General features: G+C 70.4%; 11 protein-coding genes. 9 read left to right on the top strand and 2 right to left on the bottom strand.

What is annotated here, in order from left to right; all coding sequences use genetic code 11:
- The first annotated feature begins 242 nt into the window (after positions 1–242).
- From J7E86_RS29390 to J7E86_RS29400, 3 genes are all read left to right on the top strand, one after another.
- Positions 243–1,493: a site-2 protease family protein gene (locus J7E86_RS29390; protein ID WP_308312772.1), complete on the top strand. Its 1,251-nt coding sequence runs from the start codon at positions 243–245 to the stop codon at positions 1,491–1,493.
- 9 nt (positions 1,494–1,502) lie between these two features.
- Positions 1,503–2,408, top strand: coding sequence for a tRNA (adenine-N1)-methyltransferase (locus J7E86_RS29395; RefSeq protein WP_215085859.1), 906 nt, complete (start codon positions 1,503–1,505; stop codon positions 2,406–2,408).
- Positions 2,409–2,613: 205 nt separating this feature from the next.
- On the top strand, positions 2,614–3,183 hold the full coding sequence (locus J7E86_RS29400; RefSeq protein ID WP_215085860.1) for a hypothetical protein: 570 nt from the start codon (positions 2,614–2,616) through the stop codon (positions 3,181–3,183).
- Between the two features lie 4 nt (positions 3,184–3,187).
- On the opposite strand, the gene J7E86_RS29405 is transcribed toward J7E86_RS29400, so the two are convergent.
- A complete protein-coding gene (locus J7E86_RS29405) occupies positions 3,188–3,484 on the bottom strand; it encodes a ferredoxin (protein WP_215085861.1) in 297 nt (98 codons plus the stop codon).
- A gap of 242 nt (positions 3,485–3,726) precedes the next feature.
- Here J7E86_RS29405 and arc point away from each other — a divergent pair, with 242 nt between their 5' ends.
- From arc to prcA, 6 genes are all read left to right on the top strand, one after another.
- Positions 3,727–5,493, top strand: coding sequence for a proteasome ATPase (gene arc / locus J7E86_RS29410; RefSeq protein WP_215085862.1), 1,767 nt, complete (start codon positions 3,727–3,729; stop codon positions 5,491–5,493).
- A 316-nt stretch (positions 5,494–5,809) separates the two neighbouring features.
- Positions 5,810–7,321 (top strand): depupylase/deamidase Dop, encoded by a 1,512-nt coding sequence (dop, locus tag J7E86_RS29415; protein WP_374223878.1) that lies wholly within the window; start codon positions 5,810–5,812, stop codon positions 7,319–7,321.
- A 193-nt stretch (positions 7,322–7,514) separates the two neighbouring features.
- Entirely contained in the window at positions 7,515–7,733 is a 219-nt protein-coding gene (locus J7E86_RS29420) for a ubiquitin-like protein Pup (protein ID WP_030367635.1), read from the top strand.
- A 72-nt stretch (positions 7,734–7,805) separates the two neighbouring features.
- The gene (locus J7E86_RS29425) at positions 7,806–8,135 is read left to right on the top strand and encodes an endonuclease VII domain-containing protein (RefSeq protein ID WP_374223879.1); all 330 of its coding nucleotides are present in this window, start codon (positions 7,806–7,808) and stop codon (positions 8,133–8,135) included.
- The gene (gene prcB / locus J7E86_RS29430; RefSeq protein ID WP_215085864.1) at positions 8,087–8,932 is read left to right on the top strand and encodes a proteasome subunit beta; all 846 of its coding nucleotides are present in this window, start codon (positions 8,087–8,089) and stop codon (positions 8,930–8,932) included. The genes J7E86_RS29425 and prcB overlap by 49 nt, the downstream gene beginning before the upstream one ends.
- Positions 8,933–8,990: 58 nt before the next feature.
- Positions 8,991–9,752, top strand: coding sequence for a proteasome subunit alpha (prcA, locus tag J7E86_RS29435; protein ID WP_215085865.1), 762 nt, complete (start codon positions 8,991–8,993; stop codon positions 9,750–9,752).
- 240 nt (positions 9,753–9,992) lie between these two features.
- Here the strand turns inward: prcA and J7E86_RS29440 are convergent, their stop codons facing one another.
- A complete protein-coding gene (locus tag J7E86_RS29440) occupies positions 9,993–11,018 on the bottom strand; it encodes a LacI family DNA-binding transcriptional regulator (RefSeq protein WP_308312773.1) in 1,026 nt (341 codons plus the stop codon).
- Positions 11,019–11,119 lie beyond the last annotated feature (101 nt).

Here is an 11,119-nt window from a genome sequence, read left to right on the forward strand (position 1 = left end):
GCCCCGGTCGTCGCGGCCGGCCCGACCGGCGCCGGCGGCCCGCCCGGAGCCTCCGGTCCGAGCGCGCCGGACGGCCCCGCCGGCTCCCCGGCGCTTTCCTCAGTAGTGGCGAATCCCATGACAGGAACCCTACGGCCCGTCACTGACAGTCGGCCGCATACCATCGACGACAGACCCCCTCGCACTGCATGATCGGGACAACACACCCGCCGTGCGGGGGCCGCATCCGACGAGGGGACATCGTGGACAACAGCGGGCAGGGCCGGTCCGGCAGCGGGGGCGCCGGGACCCAGGGCGAGCCCGGGGAGCGCAAGCCGAGACGCCCGCGCGCGAGCGGCGGCGGCATCCTCATGGGCCGCCCCTTCGGCGTGCCCGTCTACGTCGCACCCAGCTGGTTCCTCGTCGCCGCCCTCATCACCTGGGTCTTCGGCGGCCAGCTCGACCGCGTCCTGCCCGAGCTCGGCCGCGCCCGCTACCTGGTCTCCCTCTTCTTCGCCATCGCCTTCTACGCCTCCGTGCTCGTCCACGAGCTGGCGCACACCGTCGCGGCCCTGCGCTTCAAGCTCCCCGTGCGCCGCATCCAGCTCCAGTTCTTCGGCGGCGTCTCCGAGATCGAGAAGGAGAGCGAGACCCCCGGCCGCGAATTCGTGCTCGCCTTCGTCGGCCCCCTGCTCTCGCTGATCCTCTCCGGCCTCTTCTACCTCGCCCTGTTCCTCGTCGAGCCCGGCACCGTCCCCAGCGTCCTCCTCGGCGGCCTGATGGTCTCCAACCTGCTCGTCGCCGCCTTCAACCTGCTGCCCGGCCTTCCCCTGGACGGCGGCCGCATGCTCCGCGCGGTCGTCTGGAAGATCAGCGGCAATCCCATGACCGGCACCGTCGCCGCCGCCTGGATCGGCCGCGCCCTCGCCGTCGCCGTACTCATCGGCCTGCCCCTGCTCACCCGCGCGGGCGGCGTCGGCGAGGACTCCAAGAGCTTCGGCGGCGTCGACTCCCTCACCGACGCCCTGCTCGCGGCCATCCTCGCCGCCATCATCTGGACCGGTGCGGGCAACAGCCTGCGCATGGCCCGCCTGCGCGAACGCCTCCCCGACCTCCGGGCCCGCACCCTCACCCGCCGCGCCGTCCCCGTCGAGGCGGCCACACCCCTCTCCGAGGCCCTGCGCCGGGCCGGCGAGGCCGGCGCCCGCGCCCTCGTCGTCGTCGACGGCCACGGCACCCCCACCGCCCTCGTCCGCGAGGCCGCCATCGCCGGCGTACCCGAACACCGCCGCCCCTGGGTCGCCGTCAGCGCCCTCGCCCAGGACATCACGGACGGCATGCGCGTCTCCGCCGAGCTCTCCGGCGAGGACCTCCTCGACGTCCTGCGCACCACCCCCGCCAGCGAATACCTGGTCGTCGAGGACACCGGCGAGGTCTACGGAGTGCTCTCCACCACCGACGTCGAACGCGCATTCGTGGCCGCGATGGCGCGACCCCAGCCCCAGGGCCGGTAGGCTGGTCACATGTCCGAACCGACCGGTGCCGCCCGCCGTCGCGGCCCCTTCCAGGTCGGGGACCAGGTCCAGCTCACCGACCCCAAGGGACGCCACTACACCTTCACGCTCGAAGCCGGGAAGCAGTTCCACACCCACAAGGGTGCCTTCCCGCACGACGAGCTGATCGGTGCTCCCGAGGGCAGTGTTGTCCGTACCACGGGAAACGTCGCCTACCTCGCGCTGCGCCCCCTGCTCCCCGACTACGTCCTGTCCATGCCGCGCGGAGCCGCGGTGGTCTACCCCAAGGACGCGGGGCAGATCCTCGCGATGGCCGACATCTTCCCCGGCGCCCGCGTCGTGGAAGCCGGCGTCGGCTCCGGCTCCCTGAGCAGCTTCCTGCTGCGCGCCATCGGCGACCAGGGCATGCTGCACTCCTACGAGCGCCGCGCCGACTTCGCCGAGATCGCCACCCAGAACGTCGAGCGCTACTTCGGCGGCCCGCACCCCGCCTGGCAGCTCACCGTCGGCGACCTCCAGGACAACCTGTCCGACACGGACGTCGACCGCGTGATCCTCGACATGCTCGCGCCCTGGGAGTGCCTGGAGGCCGTCTCCAAGGCCCTCGTCCCCGGCGGCATCCTCTGCGCCTACGTGGCCACCACCACGCAGCTCGCGCGCACCGTCGAGGCCATCCGCGAGCACGGCACGTTCAACGAGCCGTCCGCCTGGGAGACCATGGTCCGCACCTGGCACGTGGAGGGCCTGGCCGTCCGCCCGGACCACCGCATGATCGGGCACACCGGCTTCCTGCTCACCGCCCGCCGTCTCGCCGACGGCGTCGAGCCCCCGCTGCGCCGCCGCCGGCCGGCCAAGGGCGCGTACGGCGAGGACTACACCGGACCCGGCAGCCAGAGCGGCTCCGCCGAGCGCTGAGCCACCGGCCGCCACCCCACCACTCCGGCGCCGCCGCCGAGAACCGCACCGCGGAACTCGGCGGCGGCGCCCGTTCGTTGACCTCCTTCAGGGGCAAACCCCCTGTTCCCCGGCGACCCGCCGTATGGCACGATGCGGATCAACCCGCAGCCACCGCCCACAGGAGTCAGCGCGCGTGCAGTCACCGGCAGGACCCGGCCCGACCGTGACCCATGAGGCCCCCGGCCTCCCGCACACCCGCCCCCGCGCGGCGCACTGGGCGGTCACCGCCGCCGCGCTCGCCGCCGTGATCACCGCCACCGCGCTCGCCGGCCCCGGCGACGACACCGCCACCGCCTCGGTCCCCGCGACCGCCGCCGCGCCCGCGCCGGCACCCGATCCGGGCGCCGCCCGCTTTCCCCTGGACTGCGGCAGCGCCGGAGTGGACGTCATCCGGCAGGCCGTCGCCGACCTGGACGGCGACGGACGCCGCGAGACCGTCGCCGTGGTGCGCTGCCGCTCCGGGGCGGGCACCCCGCCCAGCGGCGTCTACGTCCTCGCCCCACCCGTGACACCCGGCGGGCCGCCCCGCGTCACGGCCACCCTGGTCGACCCGGGGGAGCGGATGAGCGTCACCCGCTTCGCGGTGACCGGCGGGACCATTTCGGCCACCCTCCTCGGCTACTCCACCCCGCAGGTGCCGCGTTGCTGCCCGGACCGCAGCCGGGGCGTCGAATGGCGGTGGAAGGGGGGCAAGTTCGTCCTGGAACCCCTGCCGGTCGCGGGGAGTGTGTGAGGGGTCACCCAGCGTCGGGTCCGTAGACCTCGACCTTGTCCGCGACCCGGCGGACGTGGATGCAGTCGCCCGGGCAGTCCTTCGCGGACTCCCGGACGTCGGTCAGCAGCGGCAGCGGTACGGGCGTGGTGGCACCCTTGTCCTGGAGCAGCTCGTCGTCGGCGCTCTTCACGTAGGCCAGACCGTCGATGTCCAGCTCGAAGACCTCGGGGGCGTACTGGGCGCAGATCCCGTCGCCGGTGCACAGGTCCTGGTCGATCCAGACTTCCAGCTCGCCGAGTCCTTCATCCTGCACGGTCATCTCGCCTGCCGTTTCCTGCGTACGTGAACCAATTGGAGCCAGCCCTGACGGGTGTTGACCGAGTCGACGATACAACCGCCCGCTTTCCGATGTTGATGGGTGGGTATTCCCCTGCTGTGAGGACGTGCGCAAGGGTGAAGATCGGACACACTCCGACCGGGTTTGTGATCTAGGGGTTTCAACCTGCACCGGCCCAGGTAGGGTCAGGAAGCGTCCAGCTCCCCTTGGAGGAGGTGAGGACCGTGGCAGCCCACGACGACGACATGAACCGCGGCATCCGGCCGGGACGAGGGTCTGACGACCTCGCGAGCCAGGTTGCCTATTTCGAGCAGGAGATCGCCGTCCTGCGACGCAAGCTCGCCGACTCTCCGCGTCACACGAGGATTCTCGAAGAGCGGATCGTCGAGCTCCAGACGAACCTGGCCGGGGTGTCCGCTCAGAACGAGCGGCTCGCCAATACCCTCCGCGAGGCCCGCGACCAGATCGTGGCCCTCAAGGAGGAGGTCGACCGGCTCGCGCAGCCGCCGGCCGGCTTCGGGGTCTTTCTGCAGGCGAACGACGACGGCACCTGCGACATCTTCACCGGAGGCCGCAAACTCCGGGTCAATGTCAGCCCCAGCGTCGAGCTCGACACCCTCCGGCGAGGCCAGGAGGTCATGCTCAACGAAGCCCTCAACGTGGTCGACGCCATGGAGTACGAGCGGGCCGGGGACATCGTCACCCTCAAGGAGATCCTCGAGGACGGCGAGCGCGCCCTGGTCATCGGGCACACCGACGAGGAACGGGTGGTGAGGCTCGCCGAGCCGCTGCTGGACATCACCATCCGCGCCGGCGACGCCCTTCTGCTCGAACCCCGCTCCGGCTACGTCTACGAGGTCATCCCCAAGAGCGAGGTCGAAGAGCTCGTCCTCGAAGAGGTCCCGGACATCGACTACACGAAGATCGGCGGCCTGGGAAACCAGATCGAGCTGATCCGCGACGCGGTCGAGCTCCCCTACCTCTACCCCGACCTCTTCAAGGAGCACGAACTGCGGCCGCCCAAGGGCGTGCTGCTCTACGGTCCGCCCGGCTGCGGCAAGACGCTCATCGCCAAGGCCGTCGCCAACTCCCTTGCCAAGAAGGTCGCCGAGGTCACCGGACAGCCCGCGGGGAAGAGCTTCTTCCTCAACATCAAGGGCCCCGAGCTGCTCAACAAGTACGTCGGCGAAACCGAGCGGCACATCCGGCTGATCTTCCAGCGGGCCCGGGAGAAGGCGAGCGAGGGCACCCCCGTCATCGTCTTCTTCGACGAGATGGACTCCCTCTTCCGCACCCGCGGCTCCGGAGTCAGCTCGGACGTGGAGAACACCATCGTCCCGCAGCTGCTCTCCGAGATCGACGGCGTGGAGGGCCTGGAGAACGTCATCGTCATCGGTGCCTCCAACCGCGAGGACATGATCGACCCCGCGATCCTGCGCCCCGGCCGCCTCGATGTGAAGATCAAGATCGAGCGTCCGGACGCGGAGGCCGCCAAGGACATCTTCTCGAAGTACCTGACCGCCACCCTGCCCATCCACACGGACGATCTCACCGAGCACGGCGGCGACGCGAAATCCGCCGTGGCCGGCATGATCCAATCGGTCGTCGAGCAGATGTACGCGGAATCCGAGGAGAACCGCTTCCTGGAGGTCACCTACGCCAATGGTGACAAGGAAGTCCTCTACTTCAAGGACTTCAATTCCGGCGCGATGATCCAGAACATCGTCGACCGGGCCAAGAAGATGGCGATCAAGGCATTCCTCGATCACAACCAGAAGGGTCTGCGCGTCTCCCACCTGCTCGCCGCCTGCGTGGACGAGTTCAAGGAGAACGAGGACCTGCCCAACACCACCAACCCGGACGACTGGGCCCGGATCTCCGGAAAGAAGGGCGAGCGGATCGTCTTCATCCGCACCCTCGTCACCGGAAAGCAGGGCGCCGACACCGGTCGCTCCATCGACACGGTGGCCAATACCGGTCAGTACCTGTAGAACCGTCGTCCGGCCGCGAATGCCCTGTGCCCCCGCCCCGGCGGGGGACACCCGGGGCGTCCGCGGCCGGACGTGTTTTTCCGGGCAGCCGCGCCGCATTTCCGCCAGGATCCCGGCACGGGGGCGTCGATCGACCGGGTACGGCACGAACCGGAGCAATGACTGTAATGATCTCCCCACCGCCGCAAAGCCGTTCTAGGCTCTTCGATACCGCCACGATGCGCAGTGGGGGATCGGGGACCGCACAGGGACCGATTGCGCAGCGGTACTTGAGCGCCGACCCCACCAGGGGGCGCCGCCGGGCAAGGAGGGCCGCATGACCGTACGGCGAGTAATGGGCATTGAGACGGAGTACGGGATCTCCGTCCCCGGTCACCCGAACGCCAATGCCATGCTCACCTCGTCCCAGATCGTCAACGCCTACGCGGCGGCGATGCACCGGGCGCGACGAGCCCGCTGGGACTTCGAGGAGGAGAACCCGCTGCGGGACGCCCGCGGCTTCGACCTCGCCCGTGAGGCCGCCGACTCCAGCCAGCTCACGGACGAGGACATCGGCCTGGCCAATGTCATCCTCACCAATGGCGCGCGGCTCTACGTCGACCACGCGCACCCCGAGTACAGCTCCCCGGAGATCACCAATCCGCGCGACGCCGTCCTGTGGGACAAGGCCGGCGAACGGATCATGGCCGAGGCCGCCGAGCGCGCCGCCCAGCTGCCCGGAGCCCAGCCGATCCACCTCTACAAGAACAACACCGACAACAAGGGCGCCTCCTACGGCACCCACGAGAACTACCTGATGAAGCGGGAGACCCCCTTCTCGGACATCGTGCGGCACCTGACGCCCTTCTTCGTCTCCCGGCAGGTGGTCACCGGCGCCGGCCGGGTCGGCATCGGCCAGGACGGCCACGAACACGGCTTCCAGCTCAGCCAGCGCGCCGACTACTTCGAGGTCGAGGTCGGCCTGGAGACCACGCTCAAGCGCCCCATCATCAACACCCGCGACGAGCCGCACGCCGACGCCGAGAAGTACCGCCGGCTCCACGTGATCATCGGCGACGCGAACCTCTCCGAGATCTCGACGTACCTGAAGCTGGGCACCACGGCCCTGGTCCTGTCGATGATCGAGGACGGGTTCATCGCCTCCGACCTGGCCGTCGAGCAGCCGGTGCGCACCCTGCACCAGGTCAGCCACGACCCCACGCTCAAGCGGCTCGTCACGCTCCGCAGCGGGCGCACCCTCACGGCCGTACAGCTCCAGATGGAGTACTTCGAGCTGGCCCGCAAGTACGTCGAGGACCGCTTCGGCGCCGACGCGGACGAGCAGACCAAGGACGTCCTCACCCGCTGGGAGGACGTGCTGGGCCGCCTCGAACACGACCCGATGAGCCTGTCCGGCGAGCTGGACTGGGTCGCCAAGCGCGAGCTGCTGGAGGGCTACCGCCGCCGCGACAGCCTGGACTGGGACGCGGCACGGCTGCACCTGGTCGACCTCCAGTACGCGGACGTACGCGCCGACAAGGGCCTGTACAACCGCCTCGCCGCCCGGGGCCGGATGAAGCGGCTGCTGGACGAGACCGAGGTGCAGCGGGCGCGCACGGCTCCGCCGGAGGACACCCGGGCGTACTTCCGCGGCCGCTGCCTGGAGCAGTACGCCGACGACGTGGCGGCCGCGTCCTGGGACTCGGTCATCTTCGACCTGCCCGGCCGTGACTCCCTGCAACGGGTCCCCACCCTGGAGCCACTGCGCGGCACGCGCAACCACGTCAAGGAGCTGCTGGACCGCTGTCGCACGGCGGAAGACCTGGTACGGGTCCTGTCGGGCGGTTGAGGGGGGCACCTCCCAGCGATAGCCGGGGGAGGGTCTGAGAAGGGTGCGATCCGGGAATCATCACGGTGGTTCCGGGACGTTGTAGCAAGTGAGGCGCCGATGTCCGACCCGGCTTGTAGGGTCGGATCTTGTAGGGCCGAGCACATCCGAACTACCTCTGATCTTGTACGTCGAAGCGAGCGGGGTGAGGGATATGGCGACCAAGGACACCGGCGGCGGGCAGCAGAAGGCCACGCGATCCACGGAGGACGTGGAGGAGCAGGCCCAGGACGCCCAGGTCTCGGAGGACCTCAAGGAACGACAGGAGAAGCTGTCGGACGACGTGGACTCCGTGCTGGACGAAATCGATGACGTCCTGGAGGAGAATGCGGAGGATTTCGTTCGCTCATTCGTTCAGAAGGGCGGGCAGTGAGGGCCTTTGCCTCTGAATCTAAGGTGACGATGGGTGGGGTGGCTGAATGGGTGAAGCGTTGCCCGCGGTCCGGTGAGGAGAGACCGCGATCGAGCGGCGACGTCGCCGCCTTGTCGAGCCGGTCACCTCAAGCGCTCCTCCGGCATCACCAAGGCGGGGCGCGAGCGGATGATCTCGTCGCGGAGGGGCATCCACCCCATCCGTCTCTCCGCCCCGGCCGTGCACGTAGACCATGATCACGACACGGGTAAAATCCGTGGCGTACTGTGCTTCAACTGCAATTCGGCATTCGGCAAGTTGAGAGACGATCCCGGCGCGCCGCGCCGCGCGATCGCGTATCTGGAAGGAAACGTGTGGAAGCCAACACTCGTAGCACCGGGCGTCTACCAGCTGCCTTCCTGACACCCGGTTCGTCGTCGTTCATGGACTTCCTCGGTGCGCACTCGCCGGAGCTGCTGCCGGGCAACCGCCCGCTGCCTCCGGTCAAGGGGATGATCGAGGCCCCGCACGGCACGACCATCGTCGCGGCGTCGTTCCCCGGCGGCGTGGTGCTGGCCGGTGACCGGCGGGCGACGATGGGCAATGTCATCGCGCAGCGCGACATCGAGAAGGTCTTCCCCGCCGACGAGTACTCGGCCGTCGGCATCGCCGGCACGGCCGGCCTGGCCGTGGAGATGGTCAAGCTCTTCCAGCTCGAACTGGAGCACTTCGAGAAGGTCGAAGGGGCCCAGCTCTCGCTGGAGGGCAAGGCGAACCGGCTGTCCACGATGATCCGCGGCAACCTCGGCATGGCCATGCAGGGCCTCGCCGTCGTGCCGCTCTTCGCGGGCTGGGACGTCGACCGCCAGAAGGGCCGCATCTTCTCCTACGACGTCACCGGCGGGCGCTCCGAGGAGCACGGCTTCGCCGCCACCGGATCCGGCTCGGTCTTCGCGCGCGGTGCGCTGAAGAAGCTCTTCCGGGAGAACCTCACCGAGAGCCAGACCACCACGCTCGTCGTCCAGGCCCTGTACGACGCGGCCGACGACGACTCCGCGACGGGCGGCCCCGACCTCGCGCGCCGTATCTATCCGATCGTCACCGTCATCACCGACGAGGGATTCCGCAAGCTCACCGAGGCCCAGTGCTCCGAGATCGTCCGCGCGATCCACGAGCGTCGGCTGGAGGAGCCGGACGGCCCGCGGGCCGCGCTTCTCTGAGGGCCGGCCCATGGCTCATGGACATCACTCGCCACTGACAGAAAGGGACGGATAGCCGGTGTCGACGCCGTTCTACGTCTCACCCCAGCAGGCCATGGCCGACCGTGCCGAGTACGCCCGCAAGGGCATCGCGCGCGGGCGCAGCGTTGTCGTGCTCCAGTACACCGACGGTGTTGTCTTCGTCGCCGAGAACCCGTCCCGCGCGCTGCACAAGGTCAGCGAGATCTATGACCGGATCGCCTTCGCGGCGGTCGGGAAGTACAACGAGTTCGAGAATCTGCGGATCGGCGGCGTGCGCTACGCCGATCTGCGCGGCTACACCTATGACCGCGAGGACGTCACGGCGCGCGGTCTCGCCAACGTCTACGCGCAGACGCTGGGCACGATCTTCTCCAGCGCCGGCGAGAAGCCGTACGAGGTGGAGCTGATCGTCGCCGAGGTCGGGGCGGGCCCCGAGGACGACCAGATCTACCGGCTGCCGCACGACGGTTCCATCGTCGACGAGCACGGTTCGGTCGCGGTCGGCGGCAACGCCGACCAGATCAGCACGTATCTGGACCAGCGGCACCGGGACGGCATGACGCTGTCCGAGGCGCTCAAGCTCGCGGTCGAGTCCCTGACCCGGGACAACAACGGCGGCGAGCGCACGCTGACCGCCGAGCAGCTGGAGGTCGCGGTCCTGGACCGTACGCGGCCGCAGCAGCGCAAGTTCAAGCGGCTGCTGGGCCGGCAGCTCTCCCGCCTGCTGGACGAGGAGACGGCGGGGTCCTCCGAGGCGGAGGGTACGGAGTCCGCCGAGGGCGAGGGCGAGGGCTCCTGATCGGGGCCGGACCCCGGATCGCTGTTCTCGAACGCCGGACGGGCTGGATTTCCAGCCCGTCCGGCGTTTTCGCGTGCCGGGTCTTGTGCCTGGCCGCCTGTGGCGGCGGGCGCCCTGCGGGCGCGTCCTCAATCGCCGGACGGGCTTGATGCGGCTGGGCTCGGCCCCTTTAGCCCGTCCGGCGATTGAGGACACCGCCGCGCAGCGGTGGTGCGCACGAGACGGCCCCCGCGCGCCCGCTCACACGATCCGCCGGACACGGCCCGTCGTGCCCCTGCCGATGAGCTCCACCGGCAGGGCCTGCACCGCGGTGGGGCGGCCGTCGAGCACGGCCATCAGCGCGCGCATGCCGGCCTCGCCGACGGCTTCGGCGGGCAGCCGGACGGTGGTGAGTTCCGGTTCGACGGCGGTGGCGAGCGAGAGGTCGTCGAATCCGGTCACGGACACGTCGTCGGGGACGCGGAGGCCGAGGCGGCGGGCGGCCTTGCAGGCGCCCGCCGCGATGATGTCGTCGTCGCAGATCAGGGCGGTGGGCCGGGGGCCGGGGCGGGTGAGGGCGCGCTCGGCGGCCCGTAGCCCGTCGGCGACGGTGAGGGCGGCGGGCTCGGTGTGTACGTCGGTGCCGGCGGCCTCGCGCAGGGCCTCGGCGAGGGCACGGGCCCGGACGTGGAAGGTCCAGGAGTCGATGTCGGCCGCGAGGTGGGTGAAGCGGCGGTGGCCGAGGGCGAGGAGGTGCTCGACGACCTGGCGCATGCCGTCGGCGATGTCGAGGTTGACGGTGGCGGACGCCTCGGCGCGTGCCGGGTCGCTGTCGAGCATCACCAGCGGCAGGCCGCCCTCGCGGAGGGCGGTCAGGGCCTCGGCGGCCATGGAGGAGGCGATGACGCCGTCGAGGGTGGCGCGGGCGGAGGCGAAGGGGTCGCGGGCGGGGCCGACGCCCTCGGGGGAGGGGTAGAGGACGACGCCGATGCCGTGTTCCGCGGCGACGCGGGCGGCGCCGGTGTAGACGCGGGCGAAGAACTCGTTGGTGAGGGCGGGTACGACCATCAGCGCGGTGCGGGTGCGGCCGAGGCGGAGGTTGCGGGCGGCGAGATTGGGCCGGTAGCCCAGGCTCCGCGCGGCGGACCGTACGGCTTCGGCGGTCCGCTCGGAGACCCGTCCCCGCCATTTCTCGCCGAGGACGAGCGAGACGGTCGCCTGCGAGACGCCGGCGACCCGGGCCACGTCCCGGCTGGTCGCCCGCGCCCCGGCCCGTGGGCCGCGGATGCTGGGCCAGCGGCCGGGGCGGGAGTCGTCGTGGCCATCCGGCGCCGGGGCCGGTGCGGTGCCCCGCTTTCCGGGTGCGCCCGAGCCGCCCGCTGCCGCGG

It is taken from the genome of Streptomyces sp. ISL-11, from assembly GCF_018614525.1.
Taxonomy (GTDB): domain Bacteria; phylum Actinomycetota; class Actinomycetes; order Streptomycetales; family Streptomycetaceae; genus Streptomyces.